This window comes from Actinoplanes sp. NPDC051411 (assembly GCF_040682075.1).
Taxonomy (GTDB): Bacteria; Actinomycetota; Actinomycetes; order Mycobacteriales; family Micromonosporaceae; genus Actinoplanes.
In genome coordinates, this window is record NZ_JBFBAD010000086.1 from 15,119 (window position 1) to 41,031 (window position 25,913).

General features: G+C 68.4%; 21 protein-coding genes and 1 tRNA gene. 10 read left to right on the forward strand and 12 right to left on the reverse strand.

The genetic code is table 11. From position 1 onward, the window contains the following. Positions 1–4: 4 nt before the first annotated feature. Both AB0M88_RS36135 and AB0M88_RS36140 read right to left on the reverse strand, forming a co-directional pair. Positions 5–370 carry a hypothetical protein gene (locus AB0M88_RS36135; protein WP_364110321.1) on the reverse strand — a complete coding sequence of 122 codons (366 nt, stop codon included), beginning with the start codon at positions 368–370 and terminating at the stop codon, positions 5–7. Further along, on the reverse strand, positions 370–1,137 hold the full coding sequence (locus tag AB0M88_RS36140; protein ID WP_364110322.1) for a hypothetical protein: 768 nt from the start codon (positions 1,135–1,137) through the stop codon (positions 370–372). Before AB0M88_RS36140 ends, AB0M88_RS36135 begins: the two co-directional genes overlap by 1 nt. A 1,493-nt stretch (positions 1,138–2,630) precedes the next feature. Between AB0M88_RS36140 and AB0M88_RS36145 the strand changes: the two genes are divergently transcribed. Beyond that, the gene (locus AB0M88_RS36145; RefSeq protein WP_364110323.1) at positions 2,631–3,626 is read left to right on the forward strand and encodes a hypothetical protein; all 996 of its coding nucleotides are present in this window, start codon (positions 2,631–2,633) and stop codon (positions 3,624–3,626) included. A gap of 350 nt (positions 3,627–3,976) precedes the next feature. On the opposite strand, the gene AB0M88_RS36150 is transcribed toward AB0M88_RS36145, so the two are convergent. The 4 genes from AB0M88_RS36150 to AB0M88_RS36165 form a co-directional block, all read right to left on the reverse strand. Continuing rightward, positions 3,977–5,143 carry a histidine decarboxylase gene (locus AB0M88_RS36150; RefSeq protein ID WP_364110324.1) on the reverse strand — a complete coding sequence of 389 codons (1,167 nt, stop codon included), beginning with the start codon at positions 5,141–5,143 and terminating at the stop codon, positions 3,977–3,979. Beyond that, positions 5,140–6,411 (reverse strand): cytochrome P450, encoded by a 1,272-nt coding sequence (locus tag AB0M88_RS36155; protein WP_364110325.1) that lies wholly within the window; start codon positions 6,409–6,411, stop codon positions 5,140–5,142. The genes AB0M88_RS36150 and AB0M88_RS36155 overlap by 4 nt, the downstream gene beginning before the upstream one ends. Positions 6,412–6,542: 131 nt before the next feature. Continuing rightward, the gene (locus AB0M88_RS36160) at positions 6,543–7,298 is read right to left on the reverse strand and encodes a hypothetical protein (protein ID WP_364110326.1); all 756 of its coding nucleotides are present in this window, start codon (positions 7,296–7,298) and stop codon (positions 6,543–6,545) included. Between the two features lie 43 nt (positions 7,299–7,341). Continuing rightward, positions 7,342–9,141, reverse strand: a complete 1,800-nt coding sequence (locus AB0M88_RS36165; RefSeq protein WP_364110327.1) for a S53 family peptidase — start codon at positions 9,139–9,141, stop codon at positions 7,342–7,344. Positions 9,142–9,785: 644 nt separating this feature from the next. Here AB0M88_RS36165 and AB0M88_RS36170 point away from each other — a divergent pair. Further along, positions 9,786–10,535: a hypothetical protein gene (locus tag AB0M88_RS36170; protein ID WP_364110328.1), complete on the forward strand. Its 750-nt coding sequence runs from the start codon at positions 9,786–9,788 to the stop codon at positions 10,533–10,535. 48 nt (positions 10,536–10,583) lie between these two features. Here AB0M88_RS36170 and AB0M88_RS36175 read toward each other — a convergent pair whose 3' ends face one another. Both AB0M88_RS36175 and AB0M88_RS36180 read right to left on the reverse strand, forming a co-directional pair. Beyond that, positions 10,584–11,099 carry a hypothetical protein gene (locus AB0M88_RS36175; RefSeq protein ID WP_364110329.1) on the reverse strand — a complete coding sequence of 172 codons (516 nt, stop codon included), beginning with the start codon at positions 11,097–11,099 and terminating at the stop codon, positions 10,584–10,586. 43 nt (positions 11,100–11,142) lie between these two features. Then, positions 11,143–11,868 carry an SDR family oxidoreductase gene (locus AB0M88_RS36180; protein ID WP_364110330.1) on the reverse strand — a complete coding sequence of 242 codons (726 nt, stop codon included), beginning with the start codon at positions 11,866–11,868 and terminating at the stop codon, positions 11,143–11,145. A gap of 305 nt (positions 11,869–12,173) precedes the next feature. On the opposite strand from AB0M88_RS36180, the gene AB0M88_RS36185 reads away from it, so the two are divergent. Next, a complete protein-coding gene (locus AB0M88_RS36185) occupies positions 12,174–12,998 on the forward strand; it encodes a hypothetical protein (RefSeq protein ID WP_364110331.1) in 825 nt (274 codons plus the stop codon). Here the strand turns inward: AB0M88_RS36185 and AB0M88_RS36190 are convergent. Beyond that, positions 12,910–13,590 (reverse strand): hypothetical protein, encoded by a 681-nt coding sequence (locus tag AB0M88_RS36190; protein ID WP_364110332.1) that lies wholly within the window; start codon positions 13,588–13,590, stop codon positions 12,910–12,912. The two genes, AB0M88_RS36185 and AB0M88_RS36190, sit on opposite strands and share 89 nt — an antisense overlap. Before the next feature lie 1,098 nt (positions 13,591–14,688). Here AB0M88_RS36190 and AB0M88_RS36195 point away from each other — a divergent pair. The 4 genes from AB0M88_RS36195 to AB0M88_RS36210 all read left to right on the forward strand — a co-directional run bounded on the left by AB0M88_RS36195 (position 14,689) and on the right by AB0M88_RS36210 (position 18,589). Next, positions 14,689–15,957 carry an MFS transporter gene (locus AB0M88_RS36195; protein ID WP_364110333.1) on the forward strand — a complete coding sequence of 423 codons (1,269 nt, stop codon included), beginning with the start codon at positions 14,689–14,691 and terminating at the stop codon, positions 15,955–15,957. A gap of 147 nt (positions 15,958–16,104) precedes the next feature. Next, positions 16,105–16,809 carry a hypothetical protein gene (locus AB0M88_RS36200; protein ID WP_364110334.1) on the forward strand — a complete coding sequence of 235 codons (705 nt, stop codon included), beginning with the start codon at positions 16,105–16,107 and terminating at the stop codon, positions 16,807–16,809. Positions 16,810–17,183: 374 nt separating this feature from the next. Next, entirely contained in the window at positions 17,184–17,483 is a 300-nt protein-coding gene (locus AB0M88_RS36205) for a hypothetical protein (RefSeq protein ID WP_364110335.1), read from the forward strand. Next, entirely contained in the window at positions 17,480–18,589 is a 1,110-nt protein-coding gene (locus AB0M88_RS36210) for a site-specific integrase (RefSeq protein WP_364110336.1), read from the forward strand. Before AB0M88_RS36205 ends, AB0M88_RS36210 begins: the two co-directional genes overlap by 4 nt. Positions 18,590–18,636: 47 nt before the next feature. Here the strand turns inward: AB0M88_RS36210 and AB0M88_RS36215 are convergent, their stop codons facing one another. The 3 genes from AB0M88_RS36215 to AB0M88_RS36225 form a co-directional block, all read right to left on the reverse strand. Beyond that, the gene (locus tag AB0M88_RS36215; protein ID WP_364110337.1) at positions 18,637–19,698 is read right to left on the reverse strand and encodes a site-specific integrase; all 1,062 of its coding nucleotides are present in this window, start codon (positions 19,696–19,698) and stop codon (positions 18,637–18,639) included. Next, complete coding sequence (locus AB0M88_RS36220; protein WP_364110338.1) at positions 19,695–20,177, reverse strand: hypothetical protein; 483 nt, start codon at positions 20,175–20,177, stop codon at positions 19,695–19,697. The genes AB0M88_RS36215 and AB0M88_RS36220 overlap by 4 nt, the downstream gene beginning before the upstream one ends. Positions 20,178–20,294: 117 nt before the next feature. Then, positions 20,295–20,379: transfer RNA gene (locus tag AB0M88_RS36225), tRNA-Leu, on the reverse strand. Positions 20,380–20,557: 178 nt separating this feature from the next. Here AB0M88_RS36225 and AB0M88_RS36230 point away from each other — a divergent pair. From AB0M88_RS36230 to AB0M88_RS36240, 3 genes are all read left to right on the forward strand, one after another. Beyond that, positions 20,558–21,961, forward strand: coding sequence for a tetratricopeptide repeat protein (locus AB0M88_RS36230; RefSeq protein WP_364110340.1), 1,404 nt, complete (start codon positions 20,558–20,560; stop codon positions 21,959–21,961). Between the two features lie 202 nt (positions 21,962–22,163). Further along, positions 22,164–24,740 carry a fibronectin type III domain-containing protein gene (locus AB0M88_RS36235; RefSeq protein WP_364110342.1) on the forward strand — a complete coding sequence of 859 codons (2,577 nt, stop codon included), beginning with the start codon at positions 22,164–22,166 and terminating at the stop codon, positions 24,738–24,740. 8 nt (positions 24,741–24,748) lie between these two features. Further along, positions 24,749–25,744: a MoxR family ATPase gene (locus AB0M88_RS36240; RefSeq protein ID WP_364110341.1), complete on the forward strand. Its 996-nt coding sequence runs from the start codon at positions 24,749–24,751 to the stop codon at positions 25,742–25,744. Positions 25,745–25,913: the final 169 nt, after the last annotated feature.

A 25,913-nucleotide genomic window follows, 5' to 3' on the forward strand; every position in this document is an offset into this window, starting at 1 on the left:
CGGATCACAGGACCAGCAGGGCGGCGACGATGGCGGTGGCGGAACCGACGATGATCGCGACCAGTCCGTTGCGCCACATCATCGACTTGCCGCGGTCGGACACGATGTGAGCGCCGAAGACCGGGCCGACACCGAACGCGATCGCCCCGCAGACCAGACCACACAGGGCGGCCACACCGCCGAGCCACATGACCGACCGCATGATCGTGTAGAAGAGGTCTGACTTCGGGATCGCCGAGCCGTCGGGATACACCTTGCTCCAGTCGAAGCCCCCCGGCCCGTTCGACGGCGTCGGGGTCGCCCCGGCCCGGCCCGGCTCGGCCGCGGCGGGAACCCGGACCATGACCCACGCGGTAGAAGCGGCGAGCATCAGGCACGCCCCTTAGCGACCGCGAGCTCGGCCCGCGGATCGGCGCAGCGCATCAGGACCGCGTCCGCGAGTTCGACCAGAGCGTTACGGGTCTGTTTGCGTAGCCGGCGCACGTCGATCGGTTCGGGCCGAGCCAGCTGCGCATCGAACGGCACGGCGACGACAGCCGACGCGGTCGTCGTCGCCTGCTGCACGACCGCCCGGACGTCGCGGCCGGTGGCCGGCGAGGTCGCCACGACCGCGAGAACGCATCGGTCAGCGGCATCGCTGTATCCGGCGACGCGCAGATGGGCGAGCAGCCGCATCGTGTGGCGGACGCTGTCGGTGGTGGCTCGGGCCACCAGCACCGGTGCGTGCGCGGCGGCAAGCGTCCGCCAGACCCCGGTGATCAGGGCCGGCATGATGTCGCCGAGCGTCAGCGGATACAACCGACGAACCACGTCCGCGACGGCGGCCGCCTCGTCGTGTCGCGGGGGTCGCCGCCCGCGGCCCTGGGTTTCACCGACCAGGGCGAGCAGCCCAGACGGGCTGCGCTGTGTCCACCGCTCGATCTCCCGGCGGCTGGTCAGGGTTTTCAGGTCGCGGATGGCATCCCAGATGGTTGCGGCATTCGACCGGCCGATCCGGTCATCGAGGCCGCCCCACGGGACCGGATGCATGTCGACGGCCATCACGGGGCCTGGGACCGCGAGAGTGAGCAGACCGCCCAGGGCCGCGACCAGTGTGGATCGGCCCACGCCGCCGTCGGCCGAGGACACCGCGATCATCGCCGCCGGGTGCAGCGCGGCGGCGCGCAGCCAGACTCGCTCAGCGACGTCCGGCGGCCCGAATTCGTGCGGTACGGCCCGCGCAATACCAGCTGCCGTCGACGTGGGCGTTCCGCCGGCCGGATATTCAATACTTGCGCGGGGACCAGGCCATCCGCTGTTGTTTGTCGGCGACAGTGATTGACCGGATTCCGTGGCGATCGCATCGGTCGGCGTGGTCGACACCGGCGGGGCAGAAAGTGGCAGCACCATGCTTCTCCCGGACGAAGAATTGTCGGGGATGCACGGCTGGTCACGGGCGGAAGTTGGGGCCAACCGCCCGTGCCCAGCTCGGCACTCAGCCGGAGGAACCGACTGGTAATCGAGGACCAGGAGGGCGCGCGGCAACCCGCCACTCAGTGGCGTTCTGCTAGCGCTTTTTCCTCGATACGGCCGGCGTCCCCCTTGGACGCAAATCCGTCGGCCGCATGGCCTTTCTCATGGGCGAATCGCTTAGTGAGCTGGGCAGTCCGTCGATTACTCATTCGACAATGCCAGTAAGGCGAATCAGCCGGTAGCTGCCCGGCGGGGCCCCGGCCTGCCCGGCGCAGCCCCGCCCTGCCCCGATCCGAGGCCGCGACGCCGACCGGGGCGCGCAGACCGCTGCTGTCTCCACATGCGGGTGAGTCGGCGAGCTGGCCGACGATCTCGTTCCCGCCGCAGCCGAGCAGGAACGCGAGGTAGCGGATACGTCGCCGGCGGTGCTCGGGATCGAGAAGGCGCGACGGGTGGTGGCCTCGCTGGCGCAAGCGGTCCGCTGCGTCAGCCTCACTCACGAGTACCTCGGCCGTGAGTCGGGCGACAAATGGCACGCGGTCGGTGTGCTCGACACGCCAGCTACGGCCTGACCTTGCTTGGCGCAGCGATCGGGCGGCACGAGAGCGCACCGCAGGGCCTCGCGATCCTGTGCAGTGACCAACCGTGGTCCACGCCCGCCGGGCTTAACCCAGACCATCACGAACCTGCGAGCGGGAATCTGGCCGTTCGGTATATCCAAACTCGGCGCGGAGGTGGCCACCTGAATGGAAACCCACCTTGCCCTGCTCCCCGGCTATCAACGTCCCGCTGCAGCTCAAGCTGGTGCCGGGCAGGCGGACGGATGGGCCGTGTGTGGCTCGCCGGCGGCCAAGGCCTGGCCAGGGCCGGAGCGGGTTAAGTGTTCCAGCCGGGGCCAGCACGGCTCTGTGGTGCCAGCCGCGTTCGGCCCTCCCGGGCGTTCACCCGGACGGGTGGCGCGGGGCGTGTCGGCGGCCTGTGCTCAGGGTCGTACGGCACGATTGGTTGCGGCGAAGTCGAGCGCCTTGTTGGAGCCGCACCCATTCCCGGAACGCGGCCTGTCCGGCCAAAGGGCCCTAGCCTGTCTCGGCGCAGAATTAGCTGTTCTTGGTTGAGCTTCGTGCGCTGCCAGGCCGATTCCTCCCCGCTGACCGGGCAGCGGACGTGAGGAGTTCGTCGTGCCCCACCACCGCACCCCGCAGTTCGCGCGCCGCTTGTACGCCTACACCGGGGAGCCTCACCGGGTCGCTCTCGACCGGCTGCGCCGGTTCCCGGGCCGGCCGATCCCGACGGCGTCCGCCGCTCAACAGCACCTGGAACACGAGATCTTGCGGCACATCGGCTACTGCGGGATCACCGACGGGCACGGTTGGCGTCCAGGAGACGGCCCGTTCTCGATCGACTGGTTGGGCCCGCTGCCGGACGCGCTCGAGATCGGCGTGACCGAGACCGCGCTGCCCGACCTGCTCGGCGCGCTGCTGCCGACCTGGACTCCCGGCGACGAGCCACGGGGGGTACGGGGACTACGGCCCCACTTCGCGCCGCGCGGTGTCGAGCTGCGCCGACTGGGCCTGCCCGGACTGCTGCGGCTGCCCGGCGTGCGCCGGCAGACATTTATGCGCGCGGCCGCGGTCGGGCACGAGATGATCTGGGACGACCCCGATCTGACCCTGATGCTGTGGCGAACGAACCCGGACCAGCTGCACCCCGAGGAGCAGGCCCACGCGAACGGCTTCGACGCCGGCTACGCCCCGGAAAGCGACGGCCGTGCCGAGATGGCGGCGACCGCGTCGGCCCTGCTACGCCGGCACATGATCTTCCGTGCCAGCCAGCCGGCGACTGACATCCGGGTGTGGATGAACCCGGGCAGCGTCCAAGTGGAATGGGACGCCGGCCCGGACCACCTCACCGTGATCGACGCCCTGCTGGACCCCGTCTTCGGCACGCCCGGCCAGGTCAAGGACCGCTGCACCTGCCGCGAAGCCGAGCCGAGGAGCTCGCGTTGCTACAGCTTGCACGTCGAGTTCCCGGACGCCTTCGTCAACCTGCGCCGCGGCCGTGACTGCTGGTCTCCGCAATACGAGCAGATCAGCGCCCGGGCTCGCCAGCAGCGCGTCGCCGCACTGCAACGGCATCGAGGCGCCCACGCGCTCGCGTACGTCCCGACTTGTTGAGCCCATGGACGAAAGGCCGGCAGCGCGGGCAAGACTGAGAACGACCGCTGCAGCTATAAGAGAACCGCCGTACCGACGACCCATCCGGTGGCCTCAGCATGCGGAGCGGCCAGCAGCCAAAGCGTGCTGAACGACCGCGACTCGAGGCCTCGCCGGCAACGTCAAGCGCGATGCCATGCCGCCGAGCGTGCGCGGGTCAGCTCGGGCGGGGTCACGCGGCGGGCGGCTACGAACGCGGCGGCCTCGCGCTCGCCGGCGAATACTGCGTCGAGGCAGTTGATCTCGGCCTAACGGAAACCGCACTCTTACGCCTGCTCTCGATTGATCGATGTCGGCCCGCTGGCGCGGCGTCATATGAGTCGACTAGCGGTCAGATCACGGGCCAGATGATCAATCTGCGTTGCTGTCACGCCGGGCATGCAGATCAGATGCGACCAATCGCCTTGCGTGGGAAGCGGCCATCGCTGCGCGACATCGGTGGGAGGCCTGCGCAGCATGACGGTCAAGGCGTACGGGTTGCGCCATGCTGGCCAGTCGGAGGCCTGGAGTTTGCGGTGTGCGTAGTTGGCCAGCGCGCGGGCGTGCCCTGCGCGCCGGGCAAGCCCTGTGGGGCCGAGGGTTTGCAGCGCGTACCAGAGCATCGCGGTGGCGAGGCCGCTGCGGGAGCCGCTGATGGTGGTGTCCCTGCTGTCGAGGTAGGGCACGTGGGGTGCCAGCTCCTCGATGCCGCGGCGGGCGATGACCACACCACACACCAGCGGCGTGCCGAGGAATTTGTGACCGGATACCGAGATGCTGTCAGCGCCGTCGGCCAGGTCGAAGCCGGGCCGTTGGGCGACGCTGGACAGCGGGATGCCGGCCAGCGCGGCGTCGCTGTGGATATAGCGGTGGGTGATGCCGGCGGCATCAAGGGCGGTGTGGATGGTGCTGACGTCGTCGACGGCCTCGGTCATGGTGGTGCCGATGTTGGCCACCACGATGGCCGGTCTGCCGCGGTATCTCCTGGCCTGGTGGACGAGATCGGCGTAGTTGATCTCGCCGGACTCGAGGATGCCGACCTCGACCGTGGGAAGGCCGAGCAGGCGGCAGGCTTTCGGAACGCTGTAGTGCGTTGCCGTCGAGTAGTAGGTGATGGCGTTGGGCAGTTTGGTGCGGGCCAGCCAGAGGCCGTAGAGGTTGCCCTCGGTCCCGCCGGCGGTGACGTAGCCGCTCCAGCCAGCGGGAGCCCGGAACAAGCCCGCCAGAAAGTCGAGGACTTCACGCTCCAGGTCGTGGGTGTGCTGCGGATGCAGTGGGTCGGTCTGTGGGTCGCCGACGTTGTTCAGCAGCTGTCCGAGTAGCGGCCACAGCGGCCGGTAGTCGATGTCTGTTGCCGCAGGAAAGCCGATGTTCGTCGGTGCGGAGGCGGTGACCCGATCTGCGATGTGACGGAGCCGAGCAAGTGCAGGTTGGTTCCTGTCGGGCTCGGCGGTGGGCAGGACGTACGGGCGTACGCGCGCCGGGGGAGCGGTAGTCAACGGGAGCCACCGGCCCCGTGGTCGTGGGCCACCGGACAGCGTCCTGCGGCCGGACGTTGCACCGGCAGGGTGGTGTGCTGGCGCAGCGCGGCGCTGGGTTTGAACTGGCGTCGGTAGCCGTCGGCGCGGGCGAGGTCGGGCATGCTGCGGCCGAGGGCCCGTAGCGCTGTGGTGAGTTCGAGGCGGGCCAGCGCGGCACCGATACAGTAGTGCGGGCCGGAGCCGAAGGCCAGGTGTTGCCCGGCGCGGGGGCGATAAGGCTCGAAGACGTGGGCCTCTTCGTAGACGGCCGGGTCGTGGTTCGCGGTCCCGATCAGCACCAGGCAGCGAGCACCGGCCGGGATCCGCACGCCATCAAGGATCACGTCGGTTTCGGTCTGCCGCAGCCAGCCGTCGACGGCCGGGCTGTGCCGCAGCGTCTCCTCGACGTGCAAGCTCAAGTAGTGCTCGTCACCGGCGAGCAGGGCCCACCGTTGCGGATCTGCCAGGGCGTGGTCCAGGGCGTGCCCGAGCGCGCCGGCGGTGGTTTCCGAGCCGGCGCCGACGATGTAGAGCGCGAGCGCGGCGACCTCGGCGACCGTGAGGTTCGCGTCGACGCCGTTGCGGTAGCGCAGCAGGTCACCGATCAGCCCGGGCCCGAACTCGCCGCTCTCGGCCCGGTCGGTGACCTCGGCCTCGCAGTAGCGCCACAACTCGAGGCAGGAGTGCGCGTACGCGAGTTGCTCGTCGGGTGTCGGATTGCCCCAGACGATGCGGCCGAAGTCGCCAACCCAACGGTGCACCTGCCGGGCCCGGTCGGCGGGCAGGCCGAGGACGTCGAGGATGACCAACAGCGGCAGCTGCGCGGCGAAACTCGTCAGGTCGAAATCGCCGTGCGGGGGCAGCTCGGCGACCAGGGCGTCAACCCGGGCGGTAACGAGCGCGCCCCACTGGTCCTGGGCCCGCACAGCGGTGGTGGCGAACAGCGACCGCAGTATCGCCCGGGTCCGCAGATGCTGCGGGGGGTCGGCGGTCACGGCCACACGTGGCGCGTCGATCTCGGCCAGCACCTGCTGGGCCGCTGCGGTCAGCGGGGTGAGCGGAAAGACAGTCGAGGCGTTGCTGAATCGGGCGACGTCGGCGAGCACCGTGCGGACGTTGTCGTGCCCGGCGATCAGCCACACCCCGAGCTGCGCATCGAAGGTAACCGGGGCCGCGGTCGACAGCAGCCGCCGCCACGTTGCGGCAGGATCGAGGCTGTAGTAATCGCTGAACGGATCAAGACGCATCGTTTCTCCTACATCGATGTGCTGGTGCGGGTCGGCCGTCGACCGTGACCGGTGGGGCCGAAACAGCGCGCGTCGGTCGACGGACGCTTTTGTCAGCTGGAGTGGTTGTGGCGACGGTTTGCATGCCGAGGTCAGCGGGCGTGGATGCGCACCAAGCAGCCGGGCAATGCGGCGCCGAGCGCGCTCATGGCGGCCTCGGGCAGGTGAATGCAGCCTCGTCCATGCGTGCGGCCGGGTTCTGCGGGTTGGCGGTTGAGGGTGACCAGGACCGCCTCGTCCGGCATCGCGTGGGTGCCGAGACGGATCAGCACGGGCGCTGTGTGTGGTGTCCGTCGGACGGTCGTGAGCAGGAACGTGCGTCGTTCTCGGAGCGCCAAGCCGGGCGTGGAGATCGTCCAGCTGAAGATCGGCTGCCCGTCACGCAGGAGATCCAGCCGCCGAGCTTCCGGGTAGACGCCAATTTCGTGACGGCTCACTACGGTGGTCATCCGGGCCGCGTCGAGCCAACCTGTAGCGCCGTCCGGGCGAATCGGTAGCAGCACACGAACCCAGCCCGGTTGCCGCTCGACGACCGGAAGCCACGTCTGGCCGCCGGGGTGGGCCGGACCGATCACAGCGAACGGCCGTCCCGCACCGTCGAACAGGGGAATCGTGATCCTGGGATGCACGATCAGGCCGGAGCCGGCGTGCTCTTGGAGGTCGTCGAGCGGAGCTTCAGGTATCACGGCGTGCGCGGCAGCGTGCTGTAAGCCCTGCACCGATGTGGCGGGAACGAACCGCACCGGCGCGGGCCGCCGCTCACCGCGGCGTCCCGGCCGGGACGCGTCACCCTGGCGCTCGGTGAGCGTCGCGAGGGCGCCGAGCCCGGCCACCGCGCCGATCGCCACAACGGTGCACAGGCGTCCGGCGCAGGGCCGCTGAGGGTATCGATCAGCCGACATCGGCCAGGAAGGTGCGGCCGGGTGCGCCGAGCCCGGTGACCGGATCCCAGCCGGGCCGGCTCGCCGAGGCCGCACTGTCCGCGCGCACGAGGTAGCCGTCTGGGTCGGTCGGGGCGCCGGGCAGCCTCGGCGTCCAGAAGGCGGCGTCGACGTGCCGGATATCGGTCAGGGTGACGCCGCCGGCGTCGTCGGTGTGCCACAGCCGCGGCCCGAGCAGCCCGGCGGGGTGCCCGGCGCGTGCCTGGGCGAGGGCAGCCAGCGACGCGACGATCGGCGTCGCTAGTGAGGTTCCCCCGACCCCTCCGATGCTGTACTGCCCGGCGCTGGTGGTGCCGACGAGCAGACCGGTCTCGGGGTCGGCCAACGCCGCCAGGTCGGGCACCTGCCGGTACCCGCCGCGGCCCGCAGGCTGCCAGACGGGGCGGGGTTCCCGGATGCTGGCCCCGCCGCCAGCGGCCGCAATGACCGGGGTGCCGGTCACGTCGATGACGGGCTTGCCGGACAGCGTTGTGGCCGTGCTCGCCCATCCGGTCTGCCACAGCAGCGTCTGGTTGGCGCTGATCGCCGCGGTGGTACCACCGACGGCGGTGGTCCACGGCGACGACGCGGGGTAGGACCGGTCCGGAAGCAGCATGCCCGTCGCTACGGCGGAGCCGTACAGGCCGGAAGCGGTGTAGGTGCCGGTACCGAGCACGGCGGCGCGGGCGAGGATCGCATCGGTGGCGGTCACCTCGTCGTTGCTGAGTGCTTCGGCGGGGTAACCCCAGGAATTCGAGACCACGCCGCCGCGCAGGACGGGGTCGCTGATGACATGGGCGAGAACGTCGGTGAGCTGCGTGCAGTCGGGTGCGGCTGCATACACGATGCGCGCCGCCGGAGCCAGCGTGTGCACCGTCTGCACGTCAAGGGCCTGTTCCAGGCCCCACGACGCGGTGTCACAGCCGGCCGCGGGGGCGCCCTGCGCCGGGTAGGTCTTCACCTGATACTGGCCAGGCGCCAGTGGGGGAACCTTGGTCCTGGCGAAAGCCGCGTTGGCGTCAGAGAACGTGGACGTCTGATTGAACGCGCCGACGATCACGATGGTCTGCCCTGCGCCGTCGTCGGCCGGAGACAGCCCGTACATCGCCCGCAATTGCGGGCCGGTGTAGCCGCACGATGGCATCGACACCCGGGCTCCCAGTCCGCTCTGCACCGCTGCGACGCCCACCTGGGCGGGAGAAAGCAGACAACTTCCGCCCTGGTTCGTCGCGGCGGTCGTGGGCCGGACGTGCATCGCGAGGGCGGCCTGCTGGTTCAGTCCGGAGATCGCGGTGACATCGGCGGCGATGCGAGGCGGCAGCCGGACCGCCGTGGAGGTGTGCGCCCGGACGCCTTCCTCGGCGCTGTCGTAGATCGTGACGCCGAAGGCCCGCTGCACGGTCGCGGCCGAAGCGGTCAGCGGCAGACGGCTGCCGGTGGCATCGAGCGGTCCGACTCGAAAGCCCTCCGCCCGTGCCCATTCGGCCACTTGAGCGACCGTGGCGCGGGATGCGCCGAAGCGCTGGCGCAATTGAGCATCGGTCAGGAATTTGCGGTAGTCGGTGGTGCCGGGGTCCGAGACCGCCGTGGCGTAGGAGCGTAGTTGGCTTTCGGCTGGACTTCGCAGAGTGATGGTGATGGCGACCGGTGTGCTGCCCGGGACGGTTCTGCCGAAGTCGGGTCGGGGCTCCGAAGCCATAACGGGTGCCGCGATTGCGGCCACCAATGGCCCTGCGGCGAGCAGGCACGGGATGCGATTGCGCAGGCGCATAGAGGGTGACTTCCTGTGAAGATTGATCGCTGACAACGAATGGAGGAAGAGATCAGCGCCGTGCCGCCGCTGGGCGTAGCCGTGTAGGCGGGTGCGCGGGAGCTCAGGGATCTGGAATCGCGTTTCGGAGTGGGCGCTCGGCCGTTGGGCCAGCGGACGCGATAGACCCGAGGCTCCGGAGTCGTTTCAGGACAGTTGCTGCGCGCCAGGCGACGAAGCAGGTCAGGGCGTAGTTGCCACGCGGGCCTCCGCTCGCCGGCACGCGAGCACGAGAAGCGGGCGGACGACGACCTGTCGCCGGCGAGGCGGCAACCTCCGTAGCCGGAGAAGGTCATGCAATCGGAGCGGACGTTCGGGCGGCGTACCGCCACCGCGGGGAGGCGGGCTGTCCCGCGCCGCGGGCAGCGCGGGGTGATCCGTGCAAGCCGTTGAGCCGGATGAATCCATGCATTCGACCCTGTCCGATACGGCGAATACGCGCGAGGTGGCCCAACCTGCCCCGACCTGCCCCGACCCAACCTGACCCGCCCCCGACCTGCGGTGCTTGACGGCATCGGCGACCGCGATGTATCCCTTGCGAGACCCGTCGATCCGATCGGGTTCGCCCCATTGCGGCGACGGGGACCATCAGGAGGACGGCAACAATGGCGGTGTCGCCGCAGGAAGTCCTGGACGTCAGCGCGGCGGTGTTGCCCACTTCTGTCGCTGCGGCTCTTCTGGATCTGGGAAACGCCTGCAACGACGCTGCCGTCGCGGTCCATTCCGCTACGAGCCGGCAGCTACAGGAGACGGCAATTCAGCGCGCCCACGACAGCACCAGCCATGCCGGCCCGTTTGTCCAGCGCGTAGCGCACCAGCGACAGCAGTTGGTGGACCAACAGTTCGACCAAGCCGTGATCGCAATGTCGTGCGTCGCGGCGGTATACGCGGCGTACGCGAGCAGCGTGGCAGCCGCCGCGCTCGCCGGGCTGGACCCTCCGCTGCCGGAGTCCGTGGTCGTGCGCCGAACCGCTGAAGACGATGGGCTGAGGACTCTCCGCGGCACCGACGCCGGAGCTATGTCGCCGCTCTTTGTCGTCGAGCTCGCCCGCCCGTCGGACGTCATGAGCCGATTCGACCACTACCTGCCCGAGCTGAGGTTCGACCTGGCTGTCGACTCGGATGTTCGTGGTCAGCATGAGTACATCGCCAAACTGCACCGCGAACTCATCACGATGATTATCTATCGGCTACGCGACGAGCGATACGCCTACGACGACGTAGCGGCTGTGGGAGTCGGCGACTTCTTACTACGCCGATGCGACTTCCCGGACGCTCTGCACCGCTACGCGACGGTCCTGGTCGTGGCCTTGGGCATGCTCACCGTCCAGACCGCAGGTGGAAGAGCTGGGTAAGGCCGCCGATCAACATCTCGTTCTGAGACGTTGGAATCGCCTGGCCGGTTACAGGACGTGGAATGGGTCGACCGGAAGTCCCCAGTCCTCGTGCCTGATTCCCAGCATCACCGTGAGCAGCGCCCGAGTGTCCTGACTCATGCCCTTAATGAGCCGTTCCCAGCGCACAACCATCCTCTCGGCGTTCTCCTGGGCGGCCGCCGTACCGTGATCGCCCTCGACCTGGCGCATCTCGTACGCCAGTCTCGCCTGACCCCAGCCTTTGGCTTTGCGGAAGGCCAACAGGCGTCTGCCCGGCGGTAGTCGCTGGAACTCGGGGGCTGTTCGTATGAGCGCGACTCGCTCTTCGAAGCTGGATTCCTCCCAGCACCCCTTGAACCTGAGCATGAACTGCATGTCGGCGTTGTCTTGGATCAACAGCCGCTGCCGGAGCCGGCGTTCGTGGGCGCTCATCGCACGGTCCGGTAACTGTTCCGACGCGGCATCAGGACCAGGTGCGGAGGCCTCGGTAGTGCCATCGGCAGCGGCTTGCGTAGGAGCGCCCGAGAGCGCGTTGATGTTCATCGGTTACCTCCAAGAAGGCCGTCAGGGCCAGGATCAGTCATCGTCACAGTCGGCTAGCGACGCCCGGACGAACACCGAGGCCGCCGTCGACCCGCAACGTCGTCCCGTTGACGTATGCGGCACCGTCGCTGGCCAGAAACGACACGACGGCGGCGACCTCGGTCAGCCGGCCGACCCGCAGCGCGGGAATGTGCCACATCGGGTTCTTGCTGGTTCCCGGCTTTAGCTGGATTTGTTCGTCGTCCTCGATCAGGCCCGGAGCGACCACGTTGACGGCGATGTTGTGTTCCGCGAGCTCTCCGGTCAGCGACTCGGCCAAGCCGATCAAGCCCGCATTGAGGGAGAAGGCGCCGAACCGCGCGGGTCCGATCTCGTCCACCATCGCCGACGGCGACGCCAGGAAGATCATCCGACCCCACTGGCTTCGCTGCATCGCGGCGCGAGCTCGGCCGGCCGCGACGAAAGCGGCCTCAAGGCCGATTCGAACCCCGTAGGTGAAATCGGTTGTGTTGAATTCAGGTGCCGGCGGCGTCCGCGGCATGCCGGGGTTGGCCACCAGGATCTCCACCGGCCCAAGCGCTGCCTCGGCTTGGTCGAAGGCAGACTCAACGCCGGACTGAGTGAGGTCGCCGCCGACACGAAACACTTCCGGTAGGCGGGTCTCGCCGAAGGTCACGGCCACTCGATGCCCATCAGCTGCCAGCGCCTGCGCTACCGCGTCATCCACGCCGGAGCCCGTTCCGATAACCAATGCCATCCGCTGCACCACGTTCCGCCTTCCCCAAGCGTGGTGGCAGATCAGTCCGAGCCATCCACGCATCAACGAAGACTTCATCGTGCACAAATCAGTGGATCTTCGTTACACGATGTTACCGTCTACAGTGGCAGCGTGCGTGTTCAAGATCACTCAAGGTGGCCGTAGGCGGTCTGACCTCGTCTTCCGCGCCGCAGAGGGCCGGCTCTTTAGGAAATATTGCTAAGGGTTTAGCGACGGCTTGCTATGTTCTGGAGCTTCGACGGATTCTCCAGCCACCGACGGAGTTCCGCCCTTGTCGCCCTCTACAAGGGAGCACCATGACAGACAGCCAACGCGCGGCCCGCCTGGCGCAGGCCGGCGCGCTTTGCAGAGCGTGTCGCATGCGCCTCGATCCGGACGACTTTCCCCGCGCGGAGGCCACGCACGGCGGTCCACGAAAGCAGCCGCGTAAGACCCATTTCGTGACGCAGAGGCAAATCGCGGATCGACTCGGCTACAGCCCGGGCTGGTACGGCGACTTCGAACGCGGCAAGGTAGAACAATGGGGCGTGGACTTCCTCCGTATCGTCGCCTGGACCCTCAAGATGACCGCCGAGGAGACCAACCTGCTGTACTCCCTCGCCCTTCTTCCACCTGGAGAACCTGAGGAAGAACTGCGCGACAGCAGGATCATCAAGTGGATACTGGACGAGCAGTCCTGTCCCGCAGCCGTCTTCGCCAGCTCACGGAGGCTGCTCGCCTTCAACAAGCCGATGCTCGAATGGTTCCCGTGGGCCGGCAGCGACAACGCCAATTTCATGCGCTGGGCTTTCACCACAATCGAGGCCCGCACGATGCTGCACAACTGGCCCACCGAGTGGGGTCCGCAGCTCTGGGCCGAGCTGCAATACAGCCTTGCCCGCCAGCCCGAGAACACCGAACTCACGGATCTCAAAAGCGAAATCCTTGAACGCAGCCGTGCAGCTCGAGACTTTGACGAGAATCCCGTGTCGTACATCGCTCCCGACGGTCAACGCCGGCGAGTCAAGCTGCCGGCACACGACAACAAGATCATCACCATTGAACTTCGAGTACTCGTCCCGCAGTCCGCGCCCGCAAGTACAGTGACGTGGTTCGTCCCGCTCGACGAAAACCAGCACTGACAGCGGCCAACCCGCGTCGGACACCAGTCCCCTGTAGGGCAAGGTGAGCCGTTGCGGACCGCGTCGTAGTCCTTGACCAGGCCCGCGGCGAAACCGGCCAGTTGTGCGACTCCGCTGGCCTTGGCTCTGGTGATCCAGGCGTCCAAGTGTTGGCTTGGAGCTGGCGGAGCATGCCGGCGAAGTCGCTGACCAGCTCATCGACCGTGCGCAGGCTGTCACAACGGTCCAGGATCCGGGCCAGGTCGGCTTGTTCGCGGTCGGTGCGCTCGGCGGCGGGCCGGATGATCCAGCCGGTCACCGCCCGGGGCTTCGGCGCGACCGCCGCCACGGCAGTCGGCTTGATCGCGCCGTCGCGCCAGGTCTGGAGTAGTCGGCGCACGGTCCGGGCGCTGCCGCGATAGCCGCGCTCCCGCAGTTCAGCGGTCAGCAGCACGGCGTTGGTGCAGCCTTGCTCCCACCGCCCGGCGAGGTAGGCGGCGTGGTCGTCGAGTTCGCGCTCTCGGGGGACGGTTTCGGTGAGTAGTTCGTCCGCGGTCGCCGCGCGCAGGTAGCGGCGCACGGTCTTGCCGTCGAGGTTCGACGCCCGGCTCATGTTTGAGCGGCTCGGGCGCGGTCAAGCGTGGAGTTCACTCCGGACGGGGAAGACGTGCCTGACACGCTTGGCACGGCATCGGTAGGCCGACCGGAGTGGTGAAAATCCAGCAAACTCGCCGTTTCCTCCAGGGTGAAAAATTTCAATCATCGTTCCCCATTCCACCCGAATGTGACAATTGCGAGCCCTGCTCCGACACTGGCTGCGTCTGTTCCGTCGAAGCACTGGCTATGCCTGGCCCGCCACTGGCGGCCGCAGGGCCCTCACCATCTATCAGTAGGCGTCGGCGGAGACCGACTTGCCCCTTCCTGTTGTCGTCGTCGAGCTTGGCTGAGCCGAGTCTCACGACGAAGCCTCAGATCCCCTGCCTCGAGGTGCCCTCAGCTACCTCGGGGTGCCTCCAGGTGCCTCTACCTGCCCCAACACGGCTCAGTACTAGCGCGTTGTCGAGGGGGACCACTTCATTCGAGTGACAGCCAGACCGCCTTCGTGCGGCAGTCTTCCGACCCCAGAGACTGCCTCAATCACGTGCCGGCCCGGCGAGGCCCAGGCTTTCAGGGCAGTCCGGGGCAGTCCGGGGCAGGTGCGGGCAGCTTCTACCCAGGTCAGCGATCAGGAAGGGTCGTCGGCAAGCAGCCGGGTCTCGCGCTCCAGAACCGCCGACTGACAGATCTGGAGCGCCGTACGCGCCATTCGCTAGCTGGGTGTTGCTCGTGACGCCGTGCGAGTGCCGTGCAGGCGGAGAGCGCCGGCCGCAACCTTGCCTCCGGCAATTCGAGGCGCGCTCCGGTAGGGGGAGCTTCACGCCGGAGCGGGGAGTCCACCCGCTCACCCGAAGGGCAGCGATGAAATCGATCTTCGTTCGCGCAGCCGCGATCGCTGCAGCGGCTCCTGGCCTGACGCTCACTGGGTGCGCAACGGCACTGCCCAACGCGACAAGGGCGTCGGCGACGTGCACGAAAGCTGCGTCGGCGTCAATGGCAGCGGTTTGCACGGAATCTCGGACTGCGCGTAGCCCCGAGACCTCGCTTGACGCTGCTTCCAGGGCTACATCAGCGCCTCTCGCCGTCCTGCGTCCACTCCTTCTCGAGGACCTCCATGACCATCACCCTGAACACGCCGCCCGCTAGGCCGGCTACCTCCTCCACGACGCTGAGCCGATACCGAACGGCGATCAGCACCATGTTCGCAGTAGCCGGGACGATCATCGGCACCTGGACCGCCCGAATGCCTGCCATCCAACACCACCTCGGCCTGACGGACAGCCAGCTCAGCATCGCGCTGCTTGCGCTTGCCTGCGGAGGCCTCGTGGGCATGCGCACCGCGGGACGATTCGTCGACCGCCACGGCAGTAGCGGCGTCATGAAGACAACCGCCGTGACGCTCGGCGCCGTGCTGGTCGTCACCGCGTACGCACCCAACCTCGCCGCCCTTGCCGCCGCGCTCCTTGTTCTAGGAACGCTGCACGGCACGCTTAACGTCGCCATGAATTCGGCCGCCGTGGTCTGCCAAACGGCCTATCGCCGACCGATCATGACTTCCTTCCATGCGCAGTTCAGCATCGGCGGTGTCGGCGGCGCCGTCGCCTCTGCCGGCTGCGCCCACCTCGACCTCTCCGTTGGACAAACCTTCCTGACTATCGGGGGTGCACTGACTGTCACAGCGCTCTGGGCGAACCAGCGCCTGACCGCCGGCCCACACAACGAAGCCGCCAGCGACGAACCAATGGCGAGAACCCCACACGGGCTCGGCGGCCCGCGCCGCGGCCGCGTCCTGCTTCTCGGCCTGCTCGCGTTCTGCGCCTTGATCAGCGAAGGTGCCGCAGCGGACTGGAGCAGCGTCTACCTCGATCGGCTCAGCGCCTCACCGGCGTACGCTGCCGCCGCATACGCCGCCTTCGCCGGCTGCATGACCCTCGGCCGCCTCACCGGCGACCGCATAACCGCCAAGCTGCGCCCCACCACTCTGCTGCGTGCATGCGGCCTGCTCGCCGGGGCGGGCCTGGCCGCCGGCATCACCATCGGCAGGCCCGCTGCCGCGATCATCGGCTTCGCATGCCTCGGCGCTGGCCTGTCCTGCGTCATACCGCAACTGTTCTCGACGGCCGGCAACCTCGATCCCAGCCGGCCCGGCGCTGCCCTGTCCCGGGTCTCGGCGGTTGGCTACCTCGGCTATGTCACCGGCCCGGTCCTCATTGGCGCTGCCGCCGCCCGTCTGGGGCTTGGGCACGCCTTGCTCATCCTTCCCGCCTTGGCCGGCCTGCTCGTCGCGGTCGCGCCCATCGTTCGGCCAGCGGCCGACGGCCATTCTCAGGCCGAGCGGGCGCGCAGCGCCGAACGCCTACCAATGCTCGAAGTGACGACGTAACCCCCGGTCTCGCCCAGCGGTCTACGCACCTTCGCATCACCGCCGCTCACCGACATACCAACGACCTCGCCGTTCGCCGGCAGGGAATCACATCAATGGAGGAAACGACTCATGCGACAACACCACACCGCTTACACCGTTGCGGCAATGCTCACCGTCGCCCTCACGATTACCGGCTGCACCCGCACCGACGACCACGCACCGACCTCCCGAGCGACAACCACAACGCAAGCACCGGCCGCGGAGCTCGCCGACGCCGCGAACCGGCTCAAGAACGAGACCTTCGCCATGACCATGACCGTGAAACTCGACGACACCGACGCAGAGCTGAACGGCGACATGGATCCTGCCCACGAACGCGGCGCGCTCACCGCCACCACCACGGTCGACGGCAGACGGTCAGTGCAGGAATGGCGCATGATCGGCAACACCGTCTACCTAAAGAGCAACACCCCCACCCTGCCCGGTACCACGAGCAAACCCTGGCGCCGAATCGCCCCAACAGGCCCCGACGCCAATCTCACCGACGGCCTCGACGGAGCGAAGATCGCCGACCCGCTTCGCCAGGCCACGGCCGTCCATCGCACCAGCACCGGCCACTACACCGGAACACTCCAGATTGCGGCGCTCACCGGGTTCCTCGACTCGCCGACCTCGACCTCGGGACCGAGTGGCCAGCCCCCGCAGTCGCTGACCTTCACGGCCGAAACCGACACCCAAAACCGCCTGACCCACTACCACCTAGACGTGCCGCGCAGCAGAGGCGGAACCTACCCCATCGACATCACATACTCCGGATTCGGCGTTCCCGTTAAGGTGCAGGCTCCACCCGCCGAACAAGTCGCCGACTAGAGCGGTCGAGGGTCGAGGATTTTCCCCGGGAATGCCCTTAAGTGAGGGCGGATCCGATAGGGCTCAGCACCTTTCCGAACCCGTAGGCTACTCGCCGAAAAATGCTCATCGTTCCGGAACTAGCATCCCGCCTACGCGAAGCTCAATCATGTGGCAGGAGGGTTCCATTGCTCCTGCCGCCCCCAGCAGGGAGGCGTGAGTCGTTGCTTCCTCGAAGCGAACCTTCTATCGCTAGCGCGTATCAGATTTCTTCTGGCGACAATACCAATCCCGCTAGATCGGGCATATCCGCCATTCCTCTACCAGAAATACGTTCCCAAGAATTTGAGGCCGAGCAGTACGCTACAGTGACGCCGATCGATAGAGGAGGCCGGTTGGCCGACCGTTCCCCAATCATCGCTCTGGGTTGGCGCCCAGGAGACGCGGTTCGCATCACGGCCCATCCGCACAAGGGCGTGATCGTCGTCGTCCCGGGTGGCCCTCACCGGCTGACGGCGGCCGGGCACCTGAGACTGCCTTCCGACATTCGCCACACCTGCCATCTGGAGAACGGCAACCGATTGCTGGCCATCGCATATCCCCACCAGAACCTCCTGATCGCCGCGACCGCGCACAGCACAATGATGATGATCAAATCATGGCTGCGGCCATCTGATGCGCCCCAGCAAACATGAACGATCTACCCGATCTGTCGAACCTTGACCAGAATCAACTTCTCCGGCTCCTGCTGGAACGGCTACCGGCTGCGCCGGCCGAGACCACGCCAAAGATAGCCGCACCGACTTTCGACGAGTACCTGGACAAGGTAGCCGGGGCAGTGGGAGCGGGCACCCGCCGCGCAAACGAACCGTACTGGAACAGAATCAAGGCCGTCTGGGGCAACCGGCGTATCGACGAGCCCACACCACTCGAGATCGCGGACCTCGCCGCTCAAGCACAACAGAACGCCATCGTACGCAGCAACAGTAAAGGCGGCCGCTCTGCCGCAGAGCACGTAATCTCTGCGCTCAGATGCATGTACCACTACGCCGTCGCCGACCGTATCATCAGCGAGGCCGACAACCCCGCACTACGCGTCAGCAAACCGCGCCGCCTCATCAGCAACCGCCGCGCGCTGGACTCAGCTTCGCTGACCGAGATTATCGAGATCACGGGCTCGACCGGCAACGACCCCGACCTCGACCTCCTGCTCATCCGCTTCCACTTGGAGACAGCTGCCCGCCGCGGTGGTGCTCTGGCAGTAAGACCACGCGATCTCGACCCCGAGCAGAGCCTTGTCCAGCTCCGCGAAAAGGGCGGCACGACACGGTGGCAGCCGGTATCGCCGTCCCTGATGGCAAGCCTCCAGGCACACGGCCAGCAGCGATTCGCCGACGACCCGGACGATCAGCTATTGCGCTACCGAAACGGCAACCCCATCACGCACCGACGCTACGACAACCTCTGGGTACGCCTCGGCAAACACTTGCCCTGGATCGCCAAACAGAACGTGAGCACCCACTGGCTGCGATACACGACCCTGACCTGGGTCGAGCGCAATTTCGGCCAGGCCATCGCCCGCGGCTACGCCGGCCACAGCGACGGCGGCCCCCAAGGCGTGACAGCAATCTACGTAAGGCCCACCCTCTACGAAATCGCCACAGCTCTATCGAGCCTGACCGGCGAACACCACCCCCTGGCCCCAACTGAAACGGGATCCACACAAACGCAATCCCCGGCCCGGGTGCCCCTACCCAAGATCTACCAGCAGATCTACGACGACGCGGAGCACCCGAGCTGATCGCAGCCCGGGTACTCCGCTCTGTCGCACCTCTGCCGTCGGCCTTCTCACCCCCCAGCGGCCGCAGCCAGCTGCGGCGGCACATAGTCGGGACACATGGGATGCCGCTCGCCTGTCAACGCGGCAAGCGCCATCGCCACCTCGATCGGATTAGCCCGCACATACACCGCCGTGACCCCCGAGTCACCCTTCGGCTCGGCATGGCCGGCATAAGCGCGGGCCACTGCTTCGCCGAAGTTCCGCTCGACCCACGTCAAGGTCGTATGCCGTATCCAGTGGTTACTGATCTGATGCGCCTCGGCCCACGGCAACGCACCCCGAACCCGAGCCCACAAATGGTCGTAACGCCGATAGGTGATCGGCTTGAAATTCCGGTACCGCAACAACTGCTCCCGGCCCGGCGCCCTTCGCTCCAACGAGTGCCGAACCAGATGCGTCATCAGCGTCCCTGACACAGGCTGCCAACGCACCGTCCCGCCCTTCTCACGAAGCCTGATCACTCCCTGCTCGACGTCCAGATCAATCGGGCGCAGCGCCAGCGCCCCGCCTCGCCGCGCCGCCGTCTCGGTATGCAACCGAATGATCAGACTGTCCAGATCCGGATCGTCGCCCGTGCCGGACACAACCGCGTTGATTTCGGCCAGCTTGTCGTGAGCGATCGCGCTACGCCCGCTAGGCCGCCGCGGCGGCTTGGCAACTTTCCGAGCCGGATTGCCCGCAGCAGAGATGAGTCCATCGTTCTCCGCATGCTGATACAGGTACCGGATGGCGGAGACGAAATTCTCGGCGGCGCTCACACCTCCGCGCCCGTTACTGCGCTGAACGGCGTTTGTCTTCGTCCACTCCCGCATCGACTCCAGCTCGGTGACCGTCGGTTCGGTAATCGGCCGGTTCGGCCACCGCTCCACCAGCCGATTCCAATGAGTCAGGTGTGTCTTACGCGACCCAGAGCTCACCGTTTCGACAAGCCCTGGGACATATTCGCTGAACGTCGGTGCCGGTACGGACGGTCCCGGAGTCGCGAGCAACTCGTCCGGCGAGATACCCATCTTCGCCAACAGCAGCCGCGCTGCGTCCAACTCCGCTTGGCGAACAGCATCCCTGCTCATGTGCCCTCACCTCCGAGCGCCGCCGCGTGCGCAGAGCCGACCGCCCGGTCCAGCGCTTTGGGAGGGTGAAGAACAGCGACCTGCGCGACCGGATCCGCGACCACGAGAACCCGCTCGCCGGCCGTCAGGCCGCACCACTGCCGGATCGCTGACGGAACCGGCAGGTAGCCCCGGCCGTTCACCGAATGTGAGCCCCGGTTGTCGGGGCGCACGATGATCAGACCGTTCTGTTCGTACATGTCGAGCCGGATCGCGGCATGCCAGCTCATCGCGCGGATGATCGTGCGGTCAGCAATCCGGCCCGAGTGATCCACCGCTGTCATCGAGTACAGCAGGGCACCCTCGCGGGGCTCCAGCAGTGCCGCGAGCGGCAGCGGCGCGCGCCGTAGCGAGAGCTCGGCGAGACCGTTGCGGATACCACCGTTGCCTTGGGGTAGCTGGACCGGCGGGATGACGATCGGCGGTGGCTCGGTGGTCACGAAGACCGCCGCCGAAATCGGACAGCCGAGGTCGAACGACGCAGGGCTGCTGCAGGAGCGTGGTCAGAGGCCTCCGAGCACGGAGGCCACGAAAAGCGCACATACGCGTCAAAAGTGTGTCCGGAGGGGGACTTGAACCCCCACGCCCGATAAAGGGCACTAGCACCTCAAGCTAGCGCGTCTGCCATTCCGCCACCCGGACCTGCATCGACCCACCCAGCTCCGACCCGGGTTTTTCACGCCCTGGATCGGCGCCCCAGCGGGCCGCACAGGAGAGAACTGTACACGGCCCCCACCGGCCCCCGCAGGCAGGGTCGGCCCATTGACATTCCTCGCATAACGCCGGGCTGGCCTGGCGCCGGGGAGGCGTACCGGGCAGCATGGCCTTCGTGTCCGAAGCCTCCGCTCTCACCCCGGCCCGTCGGCGGGCGCAGGAGCTTGCTGCGTCCGGTGATCTGGCGGGGGCTCGTGACCTCCTCGAGAAGGCGGTTGAGCTGGGCGGGGCCAATCTGGCCGAGGACGACCCGGACGTGCTGCTCACGGCCTACCACCTGGCCCAGGTCTATCAGCGCCTCGACGATCATCCGTCGGCGCGGCGGGTGCTGGAGGAGGCGTATGCGGCGGGGCAGTGGCGGCTGGGTGACCACGATCCGCTGATGGTGGAAATCTCGCACGACATCGGGGTGGTGGCCGAGGAGCTCGGCAACCGGCACGAGGCGCGCAAGGCTTTCACCCGGGTTGCCGAATACGGGCCGGCTGCGCTGGGTGCCAACCACGAGGTGGTCGGCCGGGCGCAGGCTTATCTGGGGCATGCGCCGGATTCCGTACGCTCGCAGGCTCCCACAACCGCGGCGCCGGCAGTTCACGGAGTTTCAGAACCGAACCTCATGCTGGTCACCCCGGTCCCGTCCGTGCCGCCGTTTCCCGAGCCGGTGACCGTGGAGCCGACGAGCATCCTGCCCGCGGTGAGCCCGGGCCTGGTCGAGCCCCCGCCGGCCGCGGCCCCGGTGTGGACGCCCGCGCCCCGCCGTTCACCCGAGGGGGTCGACGAGCCCACCATCGTCCAGCCGACGATCACTCCCCGGCGGGACGACGGCCGGCCGGCCGCCTTCGATCGTCCCGGGGCGTGGCCGGTCCCAGGGTTCGAACCGGGCCCTCCGAGCTTGCCGGTCCAGCGCGTTCCCGATCAGCAGTGGGCCCCTCCCCCTCCCCACCACCACCTGATTGGGCGGGGGGCGGCGGCCGGGGCCGGCCCGGGACAGAGCCTGGGCCGGGGTGGCGCGCCGCAACCCGCGATGCCGGGCGCGGTCGCCGGTGCGGTTGTCGGCGGGGACCGCGCGTACAGAAAAAGAGGCGTGAGTGTCTTCGCGGCGATTGCCGCCGTTCTTGCCTCGGTTATCGCGGTGGCCGCGCTGGTTTTTGTCCTCGCCAACCGCGGCGATGACAACAGCAACGCAACCGCTTCAGATGTGCCAACTCTGGCCGGGGCGCCGCCGGCCGGGGTGCAGCTGCGTGACCGGGGCGCGGAGATCGAGATCAGCTGGAAGGATCCGACGTCCGGAACCGTCTCCTTCATGATCGTGATGGCGCATCCGGGGGAGGAGCTGAAGCCGATGGCGACGCTCGGACCTGGGAAGACCTCCTATCGGGCGGGCGGGCTGAGCACGCGGCTCAACTACTGTTTCGCGGTGGTCGCGGTCTATCGGGCGAACCAGTTCGCGACGTCGCCTCAGAGTTGTACCAGCCGCGCGGGCGTCGATCCGGGTTCGTCCACAGGCAAGTAATTGATCACGCTCGGTGTCGCTCTTTATCCACAGGCGTGACTTCCGGGTATCGACGCCTGCCACCGGCCCCCTATGATGGCCTGCGTCCTTGAGGAGGGCGCACGGCCGGACGGGGAGGTTAGCCGCAGTGACCAGCGCGGATGGCACGGAAGTGGCGGCGGTGGCCAGGCGCAGGTGGCTCAGTAAAGGCTATCTGGTGACCATGGGCACGGTGCTGGTCTTGACGGCCGGGCTGGGGTTGACGGTGCTCGGGCTCGGGTCGGCCGATCAGGCGGTGGCCAGCTACGACGCCGCCTCGTGGGTGTGGAGCGAGGCGAAGAGCGAGGTCGCCCGCATCAACGGCATCACGGCCAAGGTGGACACGCGCAAGGCCGTGCCGCAGGCAAACGGGCACGAGATCACGATCGCGCAGAACGACCGGTTCGTGGTCCTGCGCGACCAGACGACCGGCGCGATCGGCACGATGGACCTGAGCACGCTGAAGGAGACGTGGGAGCAGAGCCGGACCGCGGGCGCCGGCATCGGTGTGCGGGTGGCGCTCGACGAGCACTCGGCGTTCGTGATCGACACCGTGCAGGGGCAGGTGCAGCAGATCGACCCGGCGACGCTCGGGCCGATCGGGTCGGCGCTGCACTTCACGCCGGGCATCGCGGGCGGCGAGTTCGACGGCAAGGGCCGGCTCTGGATCGCGTCGCCGAGCGAGGGCACGGTCACGGCGATCACGCCGGTCGCCACGCCGTCGGGGTCCGGCGGCGGGCAGGCGGCGGCCTCGCCGGCCGAGAGCCAGGTCAAGACCACGCCCGTCTCGACGCCCAGCCACGACCTGGCGCTGTCCACGATGAGCGACGGCGTGGCGGTGCTCGACCGCACGACCAACCAGCTGACCACGATCCGCAGCGACGTGCGCAAGGACGTGACGCTGCCGCTGACCGGGCCGGGCGAGCTGTCCGACAAGGTCGACGGCGAGCAGGTGCCGGTGACGGTCACCGATTCCCGGCACGTCTATGTGGTCAATGACAAGACCGGCGGCCAGACCGACTTCTCGGTCCCGGGCGACGGTACGGGCCTGGAACCGGCCGTGGCGTGGCAGGGCTTCTTCTACGTCGCCGACTCGGCGAGCGGCGCGGTGCACGTGTTCGACTCGGCGGGCCAGCAGCAGAAGGGCTTCGGGTTCACCAACCCGGGCGGGCCGCTGGACATGGAGGTCCGCGAGGGCTACCTGTTCATCAACGCGCCCAACTCGTCGACCGCCAAGGTGGTCGACGACGCGCACACGGTGCGCACAGTCGACAAGTACGCCGACGACATCCTCGGGGGCGACCCGCCGAAGACGCCGCCCACGCCGCCGCCCCCGCCGCGTAAGCCGAGCAAGCCGGTGGTGAGCAAGCCGGGCGCGCCGCGCAACGTGCGCGCGGCGGCCGGAAACGCGACCGCCACGGTGACCTGGCAGGCGGCGTCCGCCAACGGTGCGCCCATCCTGCGGTACGTGGTGGAGGGTGCCGGCCGGACGTTCCAGGTCGGCGCCGACCAGCGGTCGCTGGCCGTGACCGGGCTGACCAACGGCGAGACCTACCAGTTCACGGTGCACGCTGTGAACAAGAAGGGCGACGGGCCGCCCAGAACCAGCAACTCGGTGCGGCCGACCTCCGAGGTGCCCGACGCGCCGACCGCGGTCACCGCCGAGGCGAAACCGGACGGCACCGTGGCCGTGAGCTGGCCCGAGGCCAACGGCCAGGGCCTGGCGATCAGCCGCTACACCGTCACCGCGATCTCCGAGGGTGGCAGCTCGCCGGTCGGCGACAGCACCAAGACCTCGCTGACGATCGCGGCCGGCCAGCTGGCATACGGCAAGCAGTACGCGTTCACGGTCACCGCGGTCAACGAGCACGGCGCCGGGTCGAAGGCGTCGCCGGTGTCGGCCAGCGTGGTGCCGTTCACGACGCCGGGCGCGCCGCTCAACCTCGACGCCAGCACCGACGGCTCGCAGTCCGGGGCGATCAAGGTGGCCTGGCAGGCGCCGCCCGACAACGGGCGGCCGATCACCAGATACGTGGTGGCGGCGGGCGGCAAGTCGACCGACGTGGCCGGCGCGACGAGCACGACGCTGACCGGGTTCGACGCCGGGGCGAGCGTGCCGGTCGAGGTGCGGGCGGTCAACGAGGCCGGCCCGGGCGAGGCGGCGTCGGCGACGGCGCGCACGGTGGCCAAGCCGCGGATCACGGTGACCGGCACGAACCCGGCCTGGAACAAGGCGACCGTGTCGTTCAACACCGACAACGGCGGGGCGTCGAGCACGACCTGCAAGATGAGCGGGGGCGGCGGTTCGGCCTCCGGCAGCTGCTCCAGCCTGGCGATCTCGTCCCTCAAGCCGGGTACGGCCTACAGCTTCACGATCACGGCGACCAATGTGGCCGGCACCGTGACCGCGAGCGCGAGCACGACGACCGACAAGCTCTACGGCACGGCGACCTGCAACGACGGTGCGGAAGGCGACACCGCGCACTACTGCGACGACAACGTCAACGGCCGCAACGGCAACGAGATCTTCAGTGTCACCAAACAGGACAACGCCAAGCAGGTCGGCTGGGCCAAGCCGGGGACGAAGCTCGAGGCGTACTGCAAGAAGTCCGGCAGCGAGATCGACTCGTACATCTACAACGACCACAAGAAGAGCACCTGGTGGATTCAGGTGAACTACAGCGGCAAGAACTACATCCCCTGGGCGTGGCTCAACTTCTCCGACGACCAGGCGACGCTGAACGCACTGCCGGGCTGCTGAGGAACACCTTGACCATCCACGAACCGATACCGCCCGCCCACGTCCAGGGCTTCGCCCAGCTGGCCGGGCAGCTCGCCGACCGGATCGGCACGGTCGTGCTCGGCAAGCCCGACGTGGTGCGGCTGGCGCTGACCGCCCTGTTCGCCCAAGGCCACGTGCTGCTCGAAGACGTGCCCGGCGTCGGCAAGACGACGCTGGCCCGGGCGCTGGCGGCGTCCGTCCGCGGGCAGTGGCGGCGCATCCAGTTCACGCCCGACCTGCTGCCCTCCGACGTCTCCGGCGTGACGATCTTCAACCAGGCGAGCCGCGGGTTCGAGTTCCACCCCGGGCCGGTGTTCGCCAACATCGTGATCGCCGACGAGATCAACCGGGCGTCGCCGAAGACCCAGTCGGCGCTGCTCGAGGTGATGGAGGAACGGCGGGTCACGGTCGACGGCGTGCCGCACCCGGTGCCGCAGCCGTTCCTGGTGGTGGCCACCCAGAACCCGGTCGAGATGGACGGCACCTACCGGCTGCCCGAGGCCCAGCTCGACCGGTTCCTGGTCAAACTGTCGGTCGGCTACCCCTCCGAGGACGTCGAGATCGAGGTGCTGCGCGGCGCGGCGATGCGCTCCCCGGACGCGATCGAGCCGGTCACCGACACGGCCACGGTCGGCGAGATGGTGAAGATCGCGATGCGGGTCCACGTCGCGGACCCGCTCTATACGTACGCGGTACGCCTGGCCGCGGCGACCCGGAACCATCCGCAGGTGCGCGTCGGGGTGAGCCCCCGCGGGGTGATCGCGCTGACCCGGGCGGCCGGCGCGTTCGCGCTGATCAACGGGCGTGGCTATGTGCTGCCGGAAGATCTGAAGGCGCTGCTCGGGCCGGTGTTCGCGCACCGGGTGCTGCTGTCGGCGGACGCCCAGTTGCGGGGCGTGACCGCGGCCGAGGTGCTCGACGACGCGATCCGCCAGGTGCCGGTGCCGCTGCCCGACGGGCACCGCGTCGCGGCCGGGGCGTGACCACGGCGAGCGGCGCAGCGGGCCGCCCCGCCGGCGAGCCGCCGCAGGGGCCCCCCCGCGCGCCGCCGCCGCGGGCACGGCCCGGCCCCCGCGGGGTACGGCGAGGGTGGGGGGCGGGTGGGGGACGCCCAGCGTGCGGAAGGGGGGGCTTACGCCGACGCGGGGGTGG

Excerpts from the sequence above, each read along its gene's own strand:
- AB0M88_RS36135 (WP_364110321.1), bottom strand. The coding sequence starts at position 370 with ATGCTCGCCGCTTCTACCGCGTGGGTCATGGTCCGGGTTCCCGCCGCG.
- AB0M88_RS36140 (WP_364110322.1), bottom strand. The coding sequence starts at position 1,137 with ATGATCGCGGTGTCCTCGGCCGACGGCGGCGTGGGCCGATCCACACTG.
- AB0M88_RS36155 (WP_364110325.1), bottom strand. The coding sequence starts at position 6,411 with ATGCGTCTTGATCCGTTCAGCGATTACTACAGCCTCGATCCTGCCGCA.
- AB0M88_RS36165 (WP_364110327.1), bottom strand. The coding sequence starts at position 9,141 with ATGCGCCTGCGCAATCGCATCCCGTGCCTGCTCGCCGCAGGGCCATTG.
- AB0M88_RS36170 (WP_364110328.1), top strand. The coding sequence starts at position 9,786 with ATGGCGGTGTCGCCGCAGGAAGTCCTGGACGTCAGCGCGGCGGTGTTG.
- AB0M88_RS36175 (WP_364110329.1), bottom strand. The coding sequence starts at position 11,099 with ATGAACATCAACGCGCTCTCGGGCGCTCCTACGCAAGCCGCTGCCGAT.
- AB0M88_RS36185 (WP_364110331.1), top strand. The coding sequence starts at position 12,174 with ATGACAGACAGCCAACGCGCGGCCCGCCTGGCGCAGGCCGGCGCGCTT.
- AB0M88_RS36190 (WP_364110332.1), bottom strand. The coding sequence starts at position 13,590 with ATGAGCCGGGCGTCGAACCTCGACGGCAAGACCGTGCGCCGCTACCTG.
- AB0M88_RS36195 (WP_364110333.1), top strand. The coding sequence starts at position 14,689 with ATGACCATCACCCTGAACACGCCGCCCGCTAGGCCGGCTACCTCCTCC.
- AB0M88_RS36200 (WP_364110334.1), top strand. The coding sequence starts at position 16,105 with ATGCTCACCGTCGCCCTCACGATTACCGGCTGCACCCGCACCGACGAC.
- AB0M88_RS36210 (WP_364110336.1), top strand. The coding sequence starts at position 17,480 with ATGAACGATCTACCCGATCTGTCGAACCTTGACCAGAATCAACTTCTC.
- AB0M88_RS36215 (WP_364110337.1), bottom strand. The coding sequence starts at position 19,698 with ATGAGCAGGGATGCTGTTCGCCAAGCGGAGTTGGACGCAGCGCGGCTG.
- AB0M88_RS36230 (WP_364110340.1), top strand. The coding sequence starts at position 20,558 with ATGGCCTTCGTGTCCGAAGCCTCCGCTCTCACCCCGGCCCGTCGGCGG.
- AB0M88_RS36235 (WP_364110342.1), top strand. The coding sequence starts at position 22,164 with ATGGGCACGGTGCTGGTCTTGACGGCCGGGCTGGGGTTGACGGTGCTC.